This is a genomic window from Streptococcus sp. ALY_208 (assembly GCF_058314295.1).
In genome coordinates, this window is sequence record NZ_JBZFUI010000003.1 from 61,253 (window position 1) to 80,295 (window position 19,043).

At 41.4% G+C, this 19,043-nt stretch carries 19 protein-coding genes; 3 read left to right on the top strand and 16 right to left on the bottom strand.

Going from position 1 to position 19,043, the window contains the following annotated elements; translation table 11 throughout:
* Positions 1-415: 415 nt before the first annotated feature.
* Positions 416-637 carry a Blp family class II bacteriocin gene (locus tag AC4HAI_RS03810; protein WP_491078840.1) on the top strand — a complete coding sequence of 74 codons (222 nt, stop codon included), beginning with the start codon at positions 416-418 and terminating at the stop codon, positions 635-637.
* Between the two features lie 248 nt (positions 638-885).
* On the opposite strand, the gene AC4HAI_RS03815 is transcribed toward AC4HAI_RS03810, so the two are convergent.
* From AC4HAI_RS03815 to AC4HAI_RS03845, 7 genes are all read right to left on the bottom strand, one after another.
* Complete coding sequence (locus AC4HAI_RS03815; protein WP_491078839.1) at positions 886-1,188, bottom strand: hypothetical protein; 303 nt, start codon at positions 1,186-1,188, stop codon at positions 886-888.
* A 142-nt stretch (positions 1,189-1,330) separates the two neighbouring features.
* Entirely contained in the window at positions 1,331-1,816 is a 486-nt protein-coding gene (gene greA / locus AC4HAI_RS03820; protein WP_491078838.1) for a transcription elongation factor GreA, read from the bottom strand.
* 40 nt (positions 1,817-1,856) lie between these two features.
* Positions 1,857-3,686 carry an endolytic transglycosylase MltG gene (gene mltG, locus AC4HAI_RS03825; protein ID WP_491110499.1) on the bottom strand — a complete coding sequence of 610 codons (1,830 nt, stop codon included), beginning with the start codon at positions 3,684-3,686 and terminating at the stop codon, positions 1,857-1,859.
* Between the two features lie 69 nt (positions 3,687-3,755).
* Positions 3,756-4,256 carry a GNAT family N-acetyltransferase gene (locus tag AC4HAI_RS03830; RefSeq protein WP_491110500.1) on the bottom strand — a complete coding sequence of 167 codons (501 nt, stop codon included), beginning with the start codon at positions 4,254-4,256 and terminating at the stop codon, positions 3,756-3,758.
* A 59-nt stretch (positions 4,257-4,315) separates the two neighbouring features.
* The gene (gene murC / locus AC4HAI_RS03835) at positions 4,316-5,647 is read right to left on the bottom strand and encodes a UDP-N-acetylmuramate--L-alanine ligase (protein ID WP_491110501.1); all 1,332 of its coding nucleotides are present in this window, start codon (positions 5,645-5,647) and stop codon (positions 4,316-4,318) included.
* A 12-nt stretch (positions 5,648-5,659) separates the two neighbouring features.
* The gene (gene zapJ / locus AC4HAI_RS03840) at positions 5,660-6,319 is read right to left on the bottom strand and encodes a divisome accessory protein ZapJ (protein ID WP_491110503.1); all 660 of its coding nucleotides are present in this window, start codon (positions 6,317-6,319) and stop codon (positions 5,660-5,662) included.
* A gap of 79 nt (positions 6,320-6,398) precedes the next feature.
* Entirely contained in the window at positions 6,399-9,491 is a 3,093-nt protein-coding gene (locus AC4HAI_RS03845) for a pilus expression-regulating Snf2 family helicase (protein ID WP_491078834.1), read from the bottom strand.
* Between the two features lie 147 nt (positions 9,492-9,638).
* Here AC4HAI_RS03845 and AC4HAI_RS03850 point away from each other — a divergent pair, with 147 nt between their 5' ends.
* Positions 9,639-10,253: a GNAT family N-acetyltransferase gene (locus tag AC4HAI_RS03850; RefSeq protein ID WP_491110505.1), complete on the top strand. Its 615-nt coding sequence runs from the start codon at positions 9,639-9,641 to the stop codon at positions 10,251-10,253.
* A 123-nt stretch (positions 10,254-10,376) separates the two neighbouring features.
* Here AC4HAI_RS03850 and serB read toward each other — a convergent pair whose 3' ends face one another.
* From serB to AC4HAI_RS03895, 9 genes are all read right to left on the bottom strand, one after another.
* On the bottom strand, positions 10,377-11,033 hold the full coding sequence (gene serB, locus AC4HAI_RS03855; RefSeq protein ID WP_491110507.1) for a phosphoserine phosphatase SerB: 657 nt from the start codon (positions 11,031-11,033) through the stop codon (positions 10,377-10,379).
* 171 nt (positions 11,034-11,204) lie between these two features.
* Positions 11,205-12,515, bottom strand: a complete 1,311-nt coding sequence (gene der, locus AC4HAI_RS03860; protein ID WP_491110509.1) for a ribosome biogenesis GTPase Der — start codon at positions 12,513-12,515, stop codon at positions 11,205-11,207.
* Between the two features lie 35 nt (positions 12,516-12,550).
* Positions 12,551-13,447 (bottom strand): primosomal protein DnaI, encoded by an 897-nt coding sequence (gene dnaI, locus AC4HAI_RS03865; protein ID WP_491110511.1) that lies wholly within the window; start codon positions 13,445-13,447, stop codon positions 12,551-12,553.
* Positions 13,448-14,623: a DnaD domain protein gene (locus AC4HAI_RS03870; protein ID WP_491110512.1), complete on the bottom strand. Its 1,176-nt coding sequence runs from the start codon at positions 14,621-14,623 to the stop codon at positions 13,448-13,450.
* 2 nt (positions 14,624-14,625) lie between these two features.
* On the bottom strand, positions 14,626-15,105 hold the full coding sequence (gene nrdR, locus AC4HAI_RS03875; protein ID WP_491078828.1) for a transcriptional regulator NrdR: 480 nt from the start codon (positions 15,103-15,105) through the stop codon (positions 14,626-14,628).
* A gap of 101 nt (positions 15,106-15,206) precedes the next feature.
* Positions 15,207-15,884 (bottom strand): response regulator transcription factor, encoded by a 678-nt coding sequence (locus tag AC4HAI_RS03880; protein WP_491110514.1) that lies wholly within the window; start codon positions 15,882-15,884, stop codon positions 15,207-15,209.
* A 90-nt stretch (positions 15,885-15,974) separates the two neighbouring features.
* The gene (locus AC4HAI_RS03885; RefSeq protein WP_491110516.1) at positions 15,975-16,511 is read right to left on the bottom strand and encodes a YceD family protein; all 537 of its coding nucleotides are present in this window, start codon (positions 16,509-16,511) and stop codon (positions 15,975-15,977) included.
* A 146-nt stretch (positions 16,512-16,657) separates the two neighbouring features.
* The gene (gene htpX / locus AC4HAI_RS03890) at positions 16,658-17,560 is read right to left on the bottom strand and encodes a zinc metalloprotease HtpX (protein WP_491078825.1); all 903 of its coding nucleotides are present in this window, start codon (positions 17,558-17,560) and stop codon (positions 16,658-16,660) included.
* Positions 17,561-17,570: 10 nt separating this feature from the next.
* Positions 17,571-18,122, bottom strand: a complete 552-nt coding sequence (locus tag AC4HAI_RS03895) for a LemA family protein (RefSeq protein WP_491078824.1) — start codon at positions 18,120-18,122, stop codon at positions 17,571-17,573.
* Positions 18,123-18,319: 197 nt separating this feature from the next.
* On the opposite strand from AC4HAI_RS03895, the gene rsmG reads away from it, so the two are divergent.
* Positions 18,320-19,033, top strand: a complete 714-nt coding sequence (rsmG, locus tag AC4HAI_RS03900; RefSeq protein WP_491110519.1) for a 16S rRNA (guanine(527)-N(7))-methyltransferase RsmG — start codon at positions 18,320-18,322, stop codon at positions 19,031-19,033.
* Positions 19,034-19,043: the final 10 nt, after the last annotated feature.

Below are 19,043 nucleotides of genomic sequence, written 5' to 3' on the forward strand. Positions count from 1 at the left end.
TTTTTGATATTCAAAGTGTGGTAAATGTTATGAATTTCTTGAAGTTTTTCCAAGCTTTGATAATTACAAACATTGTACTTAATGTCTTTGAGTTATTTAACAATAAAGATTTAAAAGTTAATAAGTTAATATTTTTTACTTTTGAATCTTCTAAAATCGTTTATGAGATATTTTATAATTTTGTATCATAACTATCTTTGATTTTTACCTAAAAATCTCTGTAAGTCAAATTGTATAACTTTGCCTGAATGGTCGTTTTTATTGCCTGAACGGTAGTTTATTTTGGAATTTTTAGCCATTCAGGTATTTAAATTAACATTTTGAGTAAAAAATGATCATATGCTAAAAATTTTAGTATACTAGCTATGTTGCTTGGCCAAGTTAACAATAATTTTTAGTCATAATGGAGGATATTATGGAATTACATTCAATTAATTATACAAATTTAACTAATAATGAACTATCAGATATTTTTGGTGGTAAAAAGAATAAAGCTGTTGATACAGCACTTAGAATTGCAGGTGGGGCAGCTTCTGGATTTACTTACTGTTCTACAAGTGGAGTATGGCATCCATATGCGCTTGCAGCTTGTGCTGGAGTCGGAGCTGTTGGTGCAGGCCTAGGATACGGTGCCTAGGATACGGTGTAGCTACATAGTGCACGGATAAAAATACGACCATCTGTTTTAATTAAAGATATAAGTCTATAAAATAAAAGCCAGTGTTTAAATACGCTGGTTTTTATTTTGTTTAGTTTATCTCGACCGGCTCTCCCTATGTAGTGTTCGTATGCTTACCACTGTGTTTAATGACCTTCTGACCTTAAATATTAATTACCAATTTATATTTCAAATTTGAATGTTAATCGAACATTGTGAAAACACTCTTACCTCCAAGGTTCTAGTAAGCTCAATAAAAAGTATACCCAAAAGAAAACTTTAGGGGAGGTTCTTATTCTCTGTAAAGTTTGCAAGAACATAAACAAGCCGACCAACATCATGGCTATTATATAGTTGATAGGATCTAACACTTCTATTAAAACAACGGCTAAGAATAAGATCCCCAACAAGGCTGGTCCTGTTCGATACTGTTCCAGCTTTTGAGGCTGTTTTTTGCAAATATAGCCAACGATAAAAATGCCTGCTCCTATCCAAAGAATTTTGGGCATGAGCGTCATCACAATGGACATACTGTATCCTTTCCAAATATTTCATTATGTCTATTTTAGCAAAAATAAAACTAAAGAAAAACTTAAAAAGAAATAACAGGCATAAAAAAAGAATTCGGAAGAGACTTTCCGGATTCCTTTCATTTTATGGTGTCAATAGGACTTACTCTTCTGTTTTACTGACCGTAAGAATTTCAACTTCGTAGCTACCTGCTGGGGATTCAATTACAGCCTTTTCTCCAACTTTTTTTCCGATAAGGGCTTGTGCAATTGGACTTTCGTTTGAAATCTTACCTGAGAAGACATCGGCACCAGCAGAGCCAACGATAGAGTAAGTATCTTGATCGCTTGTTCCTACTTCTTGAACGACAACCGTTTTACCAATAGCAACTTCGTCCGAAGCAACTGCATCACTATCAATAATTTCGGCATAGCGAATTTTTGTTTCTAAAATTTGAATTTGACCTTCGACAAAGGCTTGCTCATCCTTGGCTGCATCATACTCTGAGTTTTCAGAGAGGTCACCGTAAGAACGTGCGATCTTGATACGTTCAACCACTTCTGGTCGACGAACTAATTTCAACTCCTCTAATTCTTGTTCTAATTTTTCCTTTTCTCCGAGAGTCATCGGATAGGTTTTTTCTGCCATTTTCTTTCTCTTTTCTATTTTTCTGAATGCCTAAGCGGCTTTATTTTTTAGAGACTTTTTTATTGACGTAGGTCTCAACATTTTTTTGATGTTCCTTGTAATTGTCTGTGTAGTAGACAGTACCTGTCTCTACATCTGCCACAAAGTAGAGATACTTGGTTTTAGCCGGATTAACAGCAGCTTTAATAGCCGAGAGGCTAGGACTATCAACCGGTCCAGGCATCAAACCTTTGTGCTTATAGATATTATATGGAGACTTGATATTGGTATTGACTTTCGTGTCTTCTTTTAGGGTCGTTTCTTCACCCAGTTTCCCCATCGCATAGAGTATAGCGATGTTAGATTGCAAAGGCATATCTGCTTTCAGACGATTATAAAAGACACTGGCTATATTGCGACGATCCTCATCGGTCTGTCCCTCTTTTTCTATCAAAGAAGCCAAAGCCAAGGTTTCATTGACAGAATAATCCGAGCTTTCAATTTGATCGTAATAATCCGTCAAGTAAGTATCCATGGTTGCAATCATCTGCTCTGCTAAACCTTCCAAGGTAAGATCCTTGCTATAGTCATAAGTTGCTGGGAAGAGATAGCCTTCTAGCTGATAAGTAGCATCCTTCTTATTTGGTATATCTGCTAATAATTTAGGATACTTCTCCTTCATCTTTTTGATAAAAGCATCATTTTTCATCAGCTTGAGAAATTCTTTAGAGCTATAAGGCGTTTTATCGCCTTTAGTTTTTGTCTGGTCATTGCTCTCGATCGCTGTAGCAATCTGCTCAATAGTATAGCCTTCTGGAATAATAATCTTACCTGCTGACGGATCTGTCGGTTTAGCAGTTCCGCCACTTTGCAGTTGCTTGATGATATCATCGATACTCATGCTAGCCTTAAAGTTGTAGAAGCCACTCTGAAGGTTACTGATATTTTTAAACTTGGTATAGTAATTGAAAATATCAGCATTTTTGATAATGCCATTATCTTCTAGGATCTGTCCAATTTGTTTGCTGGAAGCCGAGGACGGAATCTCAATAGAAACATACTTACTCGCTTTTTTATCTAGCGGTTCAAGACTAGATTTAACATAGTAAGTTCCGTAGGCTCCTCCTGCCAAAAGCACTAGAACAATGGCTGTAATAAACCAAAAACTAATGCGCTTGGCTAGGCGTTTTTTCTTCTCACGTTTAGCAGCTCTCCGCTTCAGTCCGTCAAAGAGATCTGTCGAGCCTTCCTCATCCGTCACCGCTTCATCTTCTTTGTCCTCTTGATCAGGCGACTGAGCCTGATCTACTTCGTCAACACTATCAGCTGGAGAATCGTATGAACTGTCAGTTGGTATGACACTGCCACTATCGACCGGATCGGGCAGTGATACTGTTACGACCGATGTCTGATCAGAATCAACCGTCTCAGCCTCATCAATAGCCGATCTAATGTCTGTGATAGGAATTGGAACTGTAAAGCCTGATAGATCGACATCTTCAATCTCATCATCTTGAGGATGAGATGGCTTGGTTGCGGCTAATATCTCTGTTAAATTATCGTTTCCGAGGATATTGCTATCTGGCTTAAGACCAGAGATTTCTGATGATAATTGACCTTCCCTTTGTTGAGGGGTAGTCTGAGGCTGTGCAAATGCTTGCTTTTCAGTCGCACCTGCTTCATTTTCTTTGAGCTGGTTAGCAGCAGCCTGCCAATCAAATTCAGAATTATTTTTATGCTGACCATAGCCATTAACGTTGCTTGCAGTAGATTGATTTCTACCATCATTATAGAGGCCTTTCTCCTGCTTTGCCTCTTCTAATTCGCTCAAAATCTGTTCTTTGAAATTTTCAGATTCAGACCTTGATCGTCCTTTATTCAAATCAGTCAAAGCTTTTCCTCCTCATAATTATCAGTCGCCATTATATCTAAATTTAATGACAAATGCAAATCTTGGCGGCTAAGCCTTTAAATGCGGGTTGTCCCAGACCATGTTGAACCATTTTTGATCACCATGTGTCGAATCAGATTCTCCCTCATCACTAAAGCCATTTGCCTCATAATAAGCAATCAAGTCTGCATGACAGGTTAAGGTAATGCCTAAACGCCCTTTAGCAACAGCCAAATCTTTCATAGCTGCGAGTAAAGCTGTCCCCAGACCTTGGCCTTGGTAGGACGGTGCTACTGACAGAGATTGAACTTGGATATAGCCACCTGTCTTGGGATTAGAAGTCACTTGGGTAAATATTTGATCGTCTAAGTAGCGTTCTTGCCCAACCGGACCTACGATATAGGCAGCAAGTCGACCGGATTGCTCAGCCACTAAAAAGGTATCTGGGAGGTACTTCATACGCTGAGCCAGCACTTGGGGGCTTGCCGCTTCTTGGTCAGAAAAATTAGCCATTTCGATATCAATTATTTCTCCTAAATCATCACTATCTACCTGTCTGATGCTTAGCATAAGATCATTCTCCTTTCTAGTCTTGATAAAAGCGAGTGGATATCCACTCGCCCTATTTATCATTGGGTATTTTTGGCTAGATTTGCAATCAGTTCTTCAAAGGAGCGTTCGTATAGTTGAATATCCCCAGCTCCCATAAATACGTAGACAGCGTTATTATGATCTAGCAGCGGTGATACATTGTCTACGGTAACAACCTTGGCAGGTTTCTTGATTTTGTCAGCCAAATCTTCAACCTTAACATCACCCTTGTCACTCTCACGGGCTGAGCCGTAAATTTGAGCTAGATAGACGCTATCTGCCTCATTGAGAGCGTCTGCAAACTCATCGAGTAAGGCAATGGTACGGGTAAAGGTATGGGGCTGGAAAATAGCGACAATTTCCTTGGAAGGATACTTTTGACGAGCAGCATCCAAGGTTGCGATAATCTCAGTTGGATGGTGAGCAAAGTCATCGATGATAGTTGTATCATTAATAATTTTTTCCGTGAAGCGACGTTTAACACCGTTAAAACTTCGGAGATGCTCAGCGACCAGGTTCATATTAAAGCCTGCCACGTAAAGATTAGCAATAACTGCTGTCGCATTTAAGATGTTGTGGCGGCCGAAGGCAGGTACATGGAAACTACCTAGCTCTTCATTATTATGCTTAACCTTGAAATCAGAGCCATTGGTCGTACGAACAATATCATAGGCGACAAAGTCATCCGTATCCTCAAAGCCATAGTAATAGATAGGGGCCTTGGCCGTAATTTTTCTTAGGTAGGGATCTTCACCATAAACAAAGAGACCTTTTTGAACCTGCTTAGCATAATCATTGAAAGCACTGAATACATCATCAATAGAAGTGAAATAGTCAGGATGGTCAAAGTCAATATTAGTAATAATAGAGTAGGCTGGATGATAAGGCATAAAGTGGCGCTCATACTCATCAGACTCAAAAACAAAGTACTGACTATTGGCGGAACCACGTCCTGTACCATCACCAATTAAGTAAGAGGTATCTGTGATGTTACGCAAGACGTGAGCTAACAGGCCTGTGGTCGAGGTTTTACCATGAGCACCTGCCACGCCAAGACTGATAAACTGATTCATAAACTCACCTAGGAATTCATGATAACGTTTAAAATTGTAGCCCTTTTCCATAGCATAGGCTATTTCAATATTGTTATCTTGTCTAAAGGCATTCCCTGCAATCAGCTCGACATCACTAGTGATATTGGCTTGATCAAAAGGTAAGATCGTGATACCAGCTTGTTCTAGCCCTCTTTGTGTAAAGTAGTACTTGTCCACATCGGAGCCTTGCACCTTGTGTCCCATTTGATGGAGCATCAAGGCCAAAGCACTCATCCCTGATCCTTTAATACCAATAAAATGATAAGTTTTAGTCATGCGATCTCTTTTCTAATACTCACTGTCAAACATCAAATTGAGCTCCTTAGCAATTTGATGACTGCGGCGCTCTTGAGTCTCTTTTTGATTGTAGATTTGGCTTCGTTTCAAGAAGTCATAATTGTTTTTTGTATGTTTTTTTGCAGATGGATTACTAGGCTCATGATAGACCTTGGGAATCTCTGCTAAAATATAACTCTCCTGATGAAGTTTGCGACTGAGCCTCGTCAAACGATCAGTCGGCAGCTCTTCTTTATGTCTAGCATTGGCCTTACGTCCATTAAAAAAGGCAGTCGGGAGTTGGGAGTCAGAGTTCTGCTGATTTTTTCGCCGCTGAAAACTGAGTTTGCTCGGAATTTTAGTTTCCTGAGCAATCTGTGTCTGACGCTTACGCTTGAGGTCTTGTTTGGCTTGCTCACGTACAATCTCAGCATAAGATTTTTCTTCGGTCTTTGCAGGCTTTTGACTAATGGAGGACGCCTTAGGCACCTGGGCTGTGGCTGTTGGTTCTTGGCTGATTAGCTCATGATTTTCAGGATAGGTCTTACCTGCATAATCTCCATGAATATTATTAATCAGATCTTTGTTATCGTAAAGCTCCATCCTTGGGGGTGAGGAGATGACTAACTCTTCATCTGCTACCAAGGGGAACTGTCGTTTTTTTCTAACCATAGTCACTCCTTTCCTGCCAAATCCTTAGCGTGACACTAACGCTTCTATTATACCCTAAATCATGAGCATGTCAAAATGATTAGGAACTGATCCCTAAAATTTCCTTGATCTCTTCAATGCTCATGTTGCCTCGGCTTTCGTCACCATCTAGAACCGTTGTGACAAGGTTGCGCTTGGATTCTTGCAGTTCTAAGATTTTCTCTTCTATAGTTCCTCTAGTAATCAATCGGAAGACCTCAACATTTTGCTGTTGACCGATCCTATGAGCTCGGCTGATCGCCTGCATCTCAACCGCAGGATTCCACCAGAGGTCGATGAGTATGACCGTGTCTGCCCCGGTAAGATTCAAGCCTACACCTCCTGCTTTTAGAGAAATCAGGAAAACGTCCTTGCTCCCATTATTGTAAGCTTTGGTCATTTCCTGACGTGCCTTGGATGGTGTCGAACCTGTAATCTTATAGGTTCCCAACCCTAGTTCTTCAGATAGATTTTCAGCAATATCTAGCATATTTCTAAACTGTGAAAAGATCAAGGTTCTATTGCCGCTCTCTTTGATCTGAAGTAGGAGCTGTCTTAGACTATCAATTTTACCACTCTCACCTTTATAATTCATAAAAAGAGCTGGTGTATCACAGATTTGGCGCAGTCGAGTAATACCAGCTAAAATTTGAATCTTCTGGCTGTTTAACTCACTATCGCTCGCCTGTTGAATATCGGCTTGCATCTGACGTAGCTGGGCCAGATAAATAGCTTTTTGCTGGTCATCTAATTCATTGTAATAAGTCGTCTCAATAAGATCTGGCAGCTCAGGAAGAACTTCTTCTTTGCGACGACGTAAAATAAAGGGAGTGATCAGCTTGGCGACTTCCTTTGGTTCAAGCTTGAGAAAAGCTTTTTTATTAGGAAGAAGTCCTGGAAGTACAATTTGGAAAATGGACCATATTTCCAGTAGCTTATTTTCGATGGGGGTTCCAGAAAGGGCAATGCAGTTACCTACTTCAAATTCCCGTAGATTTTGAGCAATCTTGGTTTGGGTGTTTTTCATCACCTGGGCTTCGTCCATGATCAAATAATCATAATGACTGGCTTTATAGGTCTCAAAATCCTGCCTAAAGGAGGCATAACTGGTGATAGTGACTTGATGCCCTTGATTAATATCTGCCAGACGATCGTCCTTAGGACCATAGGCCACAGCGACATCTATCTGCGGAGCAAACTTAGTAAATTCATCTTTCCAGTTATAAATCAAGCTAGAGGGAGCTAAGACGAGAACTCTTGATTGCCCTGTCAGACGTGAACTCAAAAAAGCAATGGTTTGAAGGGTTTTTCCCAGTCCCATATCATCAGCTAAAATACCACCGAAGCCATAATGATCCAACATAGACATCCATTTAATCCCTGTCAGTTGGTAATCCCTCAATTCTGCTTGGACGCTGACTCCACTGATGTCAAAATCTTGGGGGTGGGTCAAGTCATGGGCTAATTGCTTGAAATCTTCCGAAAAATCGACACGACTGAATGATTCAAGGGTATCAGTTAATTGAAAAGCCGACAAGGTTGATAAGGATAGATGCCCTCTACCTGCTGCTTTAGCTCTAAGATCTTTTAGGGATTTGCTGATGCGTTTGGTTTCATCATCAAAAACAACTAAGCGTCCTTTAGCATTGATAAAATAAGGTTGATTTTGTGTCAGAGCGTTCATAGCCTGGTCGATATCTCCCTCTTCCAAACTAGAGAAATCAAAGGAGACATCCAATAAACCTGCACTAGTCGTTACAGAGACTTGTGGCGTCTCTGTCAAGTAGAGATCTTCTAGGCGCTGACTCAGCTCAACATCCCCAAATTTTGACAGACGTGGAATGGTTTGGGTGAAAAATTGATAGAGCTCTATTCCTTCCAGAGGCTGACGGCGAGCATTAAAATAGCCAGTAAAACCTTGGCTTTCTATAAGGCGTCTAATTTGTTCCTCGTGCTTAAAATTACTTGCAAAAGGCAGATTGGATAAGGTAGACTTATCTGATACCTGAATGCCGTTATAATCATAGGTTAGCCTGAGAAGAACGTCACCATTATCGGATAGGTCTAACTGAAATAGTGGCTTAAAATCACGAATTTGAAAGGTTTTAGGTGCTTGGACTAAACCAATTTCTGAGAAATCTAGGAGACTGGCAGCCAGCTTGGCTTGATCCTCTAAACCCAGGTAAACATGCTTATTAAGATCCGCCTCGATAACCAAGGTTTTTAGTGCCTTTACTAGCTTGATCTGCTTATGGTTGAGATGGTAAAAGGTGTTGCGGTGGAGCAGGTAGGTTTGCTCAAAGAAATCCTGATGAAATTTCTCAACAATAATTAACTCAATCGATTGCTGATGAACCTCTACTTTAAAGGTGTAAAGGCCATCTTCACCTTCCAGCTCCTTAAATTGTAGAGATTTATACTCTTGCTGGTTGATGTTGACCTGAAAGTCATAGAGTGACTGCAAGAGGTGGACGCCCTCCTCAAAGAAGCCTGCAGGAAGAGCAAGGTATCTGGCCTTACTAGGAAGGAGATAGTCTAAACGACTGATCTCTTCGTCAGGAATCAAACGATTCAAAAAATCAAGAACCTCTCGACTTGCTTCATCAAAATTCAAATAAGACAACGATTCAAAGTAATTTTTTCCAATTTGGTAATGATCTTCTTGGTCAATGATTTTTAAAAAACTTTTGATGTCTCTGATAACATAACGTCTATTATCAGGAAGACGATTGATATAGAATGTCCACCAGATGGTTGCGTGATAATCATCTTGTTCGCCCACTACTGATAGGCGATATTTCAGGCTGTCGTCATCATTGATTGATAGACCATCTAAAAAGAGGTTCCCAAAGGAAAAGAGATTTTCTTGATGCTTTTGGTATTGATCCTCACTATTGAATTTTTCTAAGATCTCTTGGCCTTCAGGACTCGTTTTCAAATAATGCTCTACAGCTGCAATGTGCTGGCAATAATTCTTCTCCCTAAAGAGATCACAGCTACAGTCCATCTGGTCATCATCGAAGTCAAAGGTTAAGGTTAAGCCATCTACTTGGGCTTTAATAATTTTATCTACTGTTGATAAAATGGTCACCTTTCCCGCTTGAGATAAGGCATTTCCTTCGTTGCGTATCCGACCAGGAATCAATCGTACCATATCACATTTCCAATCTACTTTTAAGATAACTTATCCCTTGATTATACCAAATCTATACGGAGTTCACACAAAAATAGTGTCTTTTGGGGCTTTATGTTATACTACGACTAAGGTATTATCCTTTTTGCTTATCAAGGAGAACAGATTATGGCAATCACTATACGCCTTGCTCAAGAAAGCGATGCTCAGGATCTTTTAGCAATTTACAATTTTTATGTGCAAAATACTGCTATTACTTTCGATTATCATTCACCTGACCTAGATATATTTCGGCTCAACATCGCTAATATTTCTAAAACTTATCCTTATTTGGTCGCCCAAGAGGGGAATCATATTTTGGGCTATGCCTACGCTTCTGCCTTTCACCGCCGTCCTGCCTACCAATGGTTAGCAGAGGTTACGATCTATCTAGCGCCAGATGCAAGGGGAAGGGGAACAGGTAAACGTCTCTACCAAGCTATCGAAGAGGCTTTACAAGAACAGGGAATCCTAAAGAGCATGGCTTGTATTGCAACGACAACTGAGGAAGACCCTTATCTCAACAATACCAGTTTGGCCTTTCATGAACATTTGGGCTACAAAATTGTCGGGAGCTTTAATCAGTCTGGTTACAAGTTTGGACATTGGTATGACATGAAATGGCTAGAAAAAAGCCTAGCCTCACTACCTGATAAGCCACTGCCTATTATCCCCTTTGTTCAAACACCCAGCTATAATCGTTATCAGAGCAAGGAAGCAGAAATCGATAATGAAAAAAATTGATTACTCAGTAACCTGCCTATCTAGCCGTTAGGCATTGAGATTGCAGCGACAGGGATTAGTTGGAGATTGAGCCTAAGCAGTAAGAGAATAAGGAAATTTAGGATCATGCTTTTTTCGCACGGCTTACTCATATCCTTTTTTAATGTGATCAATCAGCTCTACTAGCTTGTAGAGATTTCGCTCCTCAATATGGTAGGTTGCTTGCTGTTGGACAATCGGTTTAGCACAAAAAGCAACCCCGATCCCTGCTGCTTGGATCATGGGGAGATCGTTAGCACCGTCTCCCATTGCAATCGTTTGGGAGAGGGACAGATGATTCTTGTCCGCCCATTCCTTAAGTTTTTGCAGTTTGACCTCTTTCGTTACAATTGTGCCCTGAGTACGACCGGTCAGCCTCCCTTGGACAACTTCTAGACTATTGGCCTCAACATAATCAATGCCCAGTTCCTTGGCTAAACGATCAACCGTCTCATGAAATCCTCCAGAAACCAGACCAATTTTATAACCACGTTCATGCATTTCCTCAATCAAAGCTTTAGCGCCAGGTGTTAGATGGATCTGGGTATAAACCTTATCTAGAATAGTTTGTGGCAGCCCTTTCAGGCAAGCAACACGCTCTGCTAGAGCTTGCTTAAAATCCAACTCGCCTTGCATGGCACGCGCAGTAATGTGAGCCACCTGATCTGCTAGCCCTGCTTCATGACCTAATAAATCAATGACCTCTTCTTCTATTAGAGTGGAGTCCACATCCATAACTAAGAGTCCTTTAACTGTTGTCATTATTGTCTCCTTTATCTGCTCGACTATTTCTTTTACTATAGCAAACGAGGGCTTTTCCATCAAGGAAGCCCCGACTTTTTCTCCTTATCATTCGTAAAAAAGGGTCAGATGCCTTTGTTAGGCTTCTGACCCTTTTTACTAAAATATAATGAATATCCTTCTCTTACAAAACTACTTGCGTTTGCGTGCGATAAGGTGGATCGGTGTCCCCTCAAATTCGAAAGATTCTCGGATTTGGTTTTCTAAAAAGCGCAAATAAGAAAAGTGCATGAGTTCTTCTTCATTGACAAAGATCACAAAAGTCGGTGGCTTGACAGCTACCTGAGTAGCATAAAAAATCTTAAGACGACGACCCTTGTCTGTCGGTGTTGGATTGATGGCTACGGCATCCATGATCACATCATTGAGGACTGCAGATGGAATGCGAGTATTTTGACTTTGACTAATGCGCTTAATGAGCTCTGGTAGTTTGTTCAAGCGCTGCTTGGTCTTAGCCGAAACAAAAACGATTGGGGCATAGGAAAGAAACTGAAAATTATCTCTGATATCAGCCTCCCACTGACTAACAGTGTGGCTGTCTTTTTCAAGGGTGTCCCATTTATTGACGACAAGGATAATTCCTTTCCCAGCTTCATGCGCAAAACCTGCAATTCGCTTATCGTACTCACGGATGCCCTCTTGTGCATTAATCACAACAAGGACGATATCTGAGCGATCGATAGCTCGCATAGAGCGCATGACAGAGTATTTTTCAGTATTTTCATAAACCTTACCAGACTTGCGCATGCCCGCTGTATCAATCATGGTGTACTCTTGGCCTTGGCTATCCACGAAATCTGTATCGATGGCATCACGGGTAGTACCAGCAACAGGACTGGCGATGACCCGCTCTTCGCCTAGCATAGCATTGATAATACTGGATTTTCCTACATTAGGGCGTCCAATCAGGCTAAAACGTATGATATCAGGATTTTCCTCTTCCTTTTCGGTTGGAAGATTGTTGACAATAGCATCTAAAATATCACCGGTGCCAATACCATGCGTGGAGGATACCGGATAGGGATCCCCAAGTCCTAATGAGTAGAAATCATAAATGTCACTGCGCATCTCTGGATTATCTACTTTATTGACTGCTAATATCACAGGTTTGTGCGTTCGGTAGAGGATCTTTGCGACATACTCATCTGCATCCGTCACGCCTTCTTTACCAGAGACCACAAAGACAATAACGTCGGCCTCTGTCATAGCGATATTAGCCTGGTGCTTAATCTGCTCCATAAAAGGAGCATCTACGTCATCAATTCCTCCTGTATCAATCAGGCTGAACTGGCGATTGAGCCACTCAGCCTTGGTATAGATCCGGTCACGTGTGACACCTTCAACATCCTCGACAATAGAGATACGCTCACCGGCAATACGGTTAAAGAGGGTCGATTTTCCAACATTAGGACGCCCTACAATAGCAACTGTTGGTAAAGCCATTTGCTTTCCTTTCTGAATCTATCTGTACTTTGTATTTAGCGACGGTTTTCTCCTTGGAGATGGACTGGTTTTGCTAGATAGCGTATCCGCTCCATCACACGCTTGCTCTGCCAACTTTCGTCTGTTCCACGGATATTTCCCATCTTAGCCTCTAGATCGTCAAAGCTGTAATTTGACGTAAAGAAGGTTGGTAATTCTTCAAGCATACGATGCTGCAAGATAACCTGCAAGACCTCATCACGTACCCAAGATGTCGTCTGTTCCGCTCCAATATCATCTAATATAAGGACTGGTACAGACTTAACAGCATCAATTTCATCTTTGACACTGCCGCTAGTGATAGCATTTTTGATATCAATCACAAAGCTAGGGTAATGAAGCAGCGTCGTTTGAGCCTGTTTTTTCTCCGATAGCTCGTGAGCCATAGCTGCTAGCATGAAGGATTTACCAATTCCCATATCACCATAGATATAGAGTCCCTTTTGTTGGGGATCAGGATAATTGGCTACAAATTCTACTAAGTCTTTTAGTACTTGGGCACGACTTCCAGTCCAATCCACTTCTTCAAAAGTAATTGTTTTATAGGATTTAGGCAGACTGACAACCTGGATACGATCTGCAATAGCTTTTTGAGTTTGTGCTTCCTTTAAGGCCTTGGTCTCACGATAAGAGACATCCGCATAACCCTCGTTCATGACAAGGATAGGCTCATAGCCTTTAGCACTGTAGGATTGATCTGCAGTCTGATACTTAAAGCGCTCACCTAGATATTGGTTAAACTTCGGTAAGCTGCGCTTGATTTGCTCTTGGGACATCTGATGTTCTGCGATAAAGGCTGCAATAATAGGATCCGTCATAATCTGATTGGTCAGTTCATCAAGATTAATACGACCACTCATTTGTTCGGCTATAGTTTTTCCTACAGGTTCCATCTAGTCATCCCCCTTTCCTAATTTGGCTAACATCTGACGCTTCATATCGTCCAGTCTTTTCTGGTCTTCTGGTGTGGTCTCTTCCTTGAAATCTGGATTGCTCCACTCAGGAACACTGCTGCCCTTCTTTTGAGGTTTTTGCTTACTAGCACTAGCAGAGGACTGAGACTGATTCTCTCTCATTTTGAGGATAGCCGATTGGGCCGTTTTGATCTTTTGATACAAAAAGTCATTGGCCAACTTCATGATATAGCGACGATTGAGATTGGCTGATTTGGTTTTATTAAAAGTATAGAGAACCATGATATTGATCACTTCATCTAAAAAGCTCATTTCAGCTAATTCCGCTAAAATTTTCCGCTCATCACTGGTCACCACCATGGCTTGCCGGCCTTGTTTTATCTTGGCTAAGAAATGATCAGCCGATGTTGTTTGGGCTTCCTTTAGAACGATTTGTTCCTGCTGAGTCAAATCTGATAGCGCCGCTTCTTGAGGCTGCTCAATCTTGGCCAGGATACGTTTTGGCATGATTTTATGCCGACTGGCTGTATCTTTGGCTAGCTGATAAAGATCAAACCAGGTTAACTTAAAGCGTTCAGATAGGTTATACAGTGCAATAACATCCTGCTTTTCTTGGTTAAAGCTGAGGCCGTCTGCCAGCATGCGCTGCTTGAAACTCTCCAGATCAAAATCATTTTTCATGCGTGTGGGCTGGAGGTCAATATCTCCCTTGTCAGAGAAGACTTCTGAGAATTTCTTAGAAAGATCCTGAAGGTCTCTTTGAGCTAAGTCCTCGGGAAGAAGCTCTGAAACAGCTAGATCCCCAATATGGCTAGCTAACAATCTGCGGTAGACAGCATGAGATAGAAATTGATCAGCAGACAAGGGCTCCTTGAGCTTAATAAGGTAGTGGTCTAAATCCTTATACAAGGTCACCAAATCCATCCCAGTCAAAATAGCCAGAGCTTTCTCAAAACGCGGCAGATCAAAAAGAGTATGATTTAAAATATCTGAAATTTTATGGCGCCTCTTGCCATCATCATAAAAACTAGTCAGATACTGATAGACTATCACTGCATCACTCCCCACAATAGGCAGGTAGAGACGAATCAAGTTGGTCATATCTCGGCTGACTTGATTATTCTTTAAAAAAGAAAAATCATCAATCGGTTTCATGCTTATCCTTTATTTTTATTGCGGCTACGAACACGACTGGTAATCTCTTGTAGGAGATCCTCAATCTCATCGACATCCTTGAAACTACGATAGACGCTGGCAAAGCGTACGTAAGTGATTTCGTCAAGATCCGCCAACTCATCCATCACTAAGTTTCCGACGACTTCACTGGATACCTCGCTGTCATATGCACTGCGGATCTTTTGCTCAATTCGGCTGATAACTTTTTCGATATCATCACTTGAGACCGGGCGTTTTTGGGCACTTTGGATGATGCCATTGAGAATCTTATCTCTGGAAAATTGCTCTCTGGTACCATCTTTTTTGACCACTAGGAGTGGCATCTCCTCAATACGCTCAAACGTTGTGAAGCGAGCACCACAGTTATCGCACTCACGACGTCGTCGAATTGTTTGACCATCATCTGCCTGACGACTGTCTATAACACTGGATTTATTATGATTACATTTGGGACAACGCATACAATCCCCATCCTATCTTCTTTTCTGGTAGCTTATTGTACCATAATTTAGGGTATAAAAAAAGCTGGACACTCAGGTCAAGCTCGTATTGAAGGACTTTTTCATCCTTTTATGACATACCCTCTACTGCGAACCGTTTGGATATAGGATTCCTCTCCTGGAATGTCGATCTTTCCACGAATATAGCGAATGTAGACATCGACAACATTGGTTTCAACGGTGCCCTCACTTTGGCCCCATACGATATCCAATAGTTCTTCACGTCCCATAACGGTATTACGGTTTTTTAGCAGGGTGGATAAGAGGGTATACTCACGGTTTGTCAAGGGAATCGATTCTCCTCGACGAATAACAGCACGGTTGGATTCATCTAGAATCAAATCACGATAGGAGGAGACAGCATGCGATTGTTGAGGGACCCTTTGGGATAAAAGTTCCTCAACAAGGGCTAATACCTCTTCGACAGTAAATGGCTTAACTAAGAGCCCATCAGACAGAGATTCTACCTGCTTGGGCAGACTGGATAAACCATCTCTGTCTACCAAGATCACGATGGCTATCCTTCGCTCTTTTTTTAGCTGATTAAGCTGTCCAAAAGTTTGATCATCCAAGAGATTGTGATCAATAAAGATCAGTTCAACACCCTTGTTAAAAGCTGTCGTTAGCCCATCTTGGCTAGCCTGACTCGTTTTTACTTGGTAGCCCTTTTCTTGTAGCTTCAGCGATACTAAACGAGAGACTGGCCTCTCGTTTTCAATCATAAGGATTCTCTTAGCCATCGTCAACCTCCATTTCATAATCTCCTAATCTATGGTTAAAAGCGGAAATGTCTAATGATAACACTTCCACACCATTTATAAATCCTAAATCTATTCATCATTGAACAAGCCATCCAAACTTGCAAAGGGATTGCTTGCTGCCTTTTTCTCTTCCTGAAGGGATTGGTACTGCGATTCGGTCAATACTGTCCAATCCTGTCCGGAAGGGAGCGTATCACTTGCAGCTTCCTCATCTGTTAATACCTTGAGAGGAATATTCAAAAGAATATTATCCATAACGCTCTCAGCTAAATCAATCTCATCTGACTCTAGTATTAAGACCAGATCATCATCGACTAATTCTTGCTTGGAGGCGACATCTGAACCTTCAATAAACACTTCTGATACAAAAAAGGACATCGCTAACTCTACTGGTGTCATAGAGCGGCTTGACGGGAGAGTCAGTGTATAGGAGAGGTCATAGTTTAGCAAGAAAAGGCCGTCATCATAATTGACCAATCCCTTAGCTACTACATCTCTCACTGCCGAGATGTCCGAATTTCGCCTTTTCAACTCCTCTTCGATAGCAAGCTGTTCATCGAAGTGAATCCCATCTGGGTTCTTTTTTAATTCCGTCGTATAAAACATGTCTTCTCCTTAACAATCAAGTAATCCCTGTATTTTAAATCTGGGTTGATTGGATCCAGCGCTATTGCCCTTTAATATAACAGAAATAGTTTGCAATTTCTTTACATGTCAGCAAGTTTCTCTAAATCGACATACTGCTGTAAAGATTATGATTTTTGCAGGCGGGCAATTCTGTCTTCTATCGGTGGGTGAGTAAAGAATAATGCCTGCATCCCTCTTTTTTTCTTAGGGTCACTGATATAGAGAGCAGCACTAGCATCATCAACTTGATGGCTCATGGGCTGGGATTGGTCTAATTTGCGCAAGGCATTGATCAAGCCTTGGGGATTTCTGGTCAATTCAACTGAACTGGCATCTGCCAAGTATTCACGCTGGCGGGAAATCGCCAACTGAACTAAACTGGCTGCTAGAGGGGCTAAAATCAGCGCTACTAATGAAAAGACCAGCATCAAGGCACCGAGGCTACCGCTATTGTTATTATTGTCGTTAGAGCGACGAGAGGTGCCACCACCCCACCAAAGCATACGCGTTCCAATACTTGAGATCAGGGTAATCGCACTGGCTAGCGCCACTGCGATGGTTGAAATCCTGATATCATAATTGCGAATATGGCTGATTTCATGACCGATCACTCCCTCCAACTCCTCACGATTCAAGGCTGCCAGAATACCTGTCGTTGCAGCAACGGCAGCATTATCTGGTGATGAGCCTGTCGCAAAGGCGTTTAAAGATGGATCCTGGATAACAAATACTCTGGGCATGGGGACTTGTGCAACGAGCGCCATATCCTCTACGATATGATAATAATCTGGGTAATCCTTGGGACTAATCTCTCTGGCACCATTCATGGACATGACCACATTGGTAGATTGAAAAATCATAGAAGCCGCATAGATCAAGCCGATCACAAAAGCAATTATGGCACCGCCATAGCTGGAGCCTAGCCAGAGATAACCCGCTGCTGCACCAATCAGGCTCAATAGACTAAAAAATAGGAGCAGCAATAGATAAGTGCGGCGTTTATTTGAGGCGATTTGTTGATAGAGCATAGGCTAGACCTCAATTAAAATCAACTTTTGGCACAGCTTTTTCTTCCTCGGCTGTTTCAAGAAATTGTGAGGGTTTAAAGTTAAAGAGTTTCCCAATGATACTGCTAGGGAAGGTTTCCAACTTGGTATTGTAATTAGCGGTTGTTGAATTAAACAGCTGACGTGAGTAAGAAATCTTATTTTCTGTGTTGGCTAGCTCTTCTTGAAGAGAGACAAAGCTCGTGTTAGCTTTTAGATCTGGATAGTTTTCTGCCACTGCAAAGATGCCAGAAACTTGTCTTGTCAGGGCATCACTGGCCTGCATGGCTTCTGCTGGTGTTTGAGCCTTAGCTACCTGGGTGCGCAATTCAGAAATCTGAGTGAGGGTCTTTTCTTCATAAGCTGTGTAGCCCTTCACTGTTTCAATAAGATTGGGAATCAGGTCATTACGACGCTTGAGTTGAACATCAATTTGACTCCAAGATTCTTTGGTCTGCATGCGCAGACGTACTAAGCCATTGTAACTAATGACAGCAAAAATAACGAGAACAATAAGAATGATTAAAATAATCCATGGTATCATGTGTTTTCCTCCATAAGGGTAATTATAGTTGTTTCCCTATTCCTCTCATTATACCATGCTAAGTAGTAATATAAAGTTTTTTAGTGCTATTTATCCCTTTCTTACCGCTAGTATCATCTAGGGTTAGAAAGATATCATGTCTTTTAAAAAAATGATAGAATAAGAGAGATCGATCACGATATAAGAAAGGTAAAATTATGACTCCCCAAGAATTCTATCAGCGTCTAGCTGAGGATGGCTTTGATATTACCGACCATCAAAAAGAGCAGTTTAACCGCTATTTTCACCTACTCATTGAGTGGAATGAAAAGATCAACCTCACTGCCATTACTGATGAGGAAGAGGTCTATCTCAAGCATTTCTATGATTCACTAGCACCGGTGCTTCAAGGACGTATCAGCAATTCTTCCATTAAGTTATTAGATATAGGAGCTGGTGCCGGCTTTCCCAGTCTGCCTATGAAAATTCTTTGTCCAGAGATTGAAGTGACCATTATTGACTCGCTCAACAAGCGTATCACCTTCCTTAAGACATTAGCTGAGGAATTGGACTTATCAGGTGTCCACTTCTACCATGGACGCGCTGAGGACTTCGGGAAAGACAAAATCTTTCGTGCTCAGTATGACTTGGTTACTGCTCGCGCTGTTGCTCGCTTGCAGGTTCTACTTGAGTTGACCATTCCCTTTCTCAAGGTCAAGGGGCAGTTAATCGCTCTCAAGGCGGCAGCTGCTGATGAAGAAGTCAGCCAGGCTAAGACAGCTCTTTCAGCCTTATTTAGCCAAGTACTTGACAATAGCACTTATCAACTGCCAAACGGGGACAAGCGTACTATCACGGTGGTTGAAAAGAAAAAGGAAACTCCCAATAAATACCCACGCCGTGCTGGTATGCCTAATAAAAAACCACTCTAAGGAGCCAGGT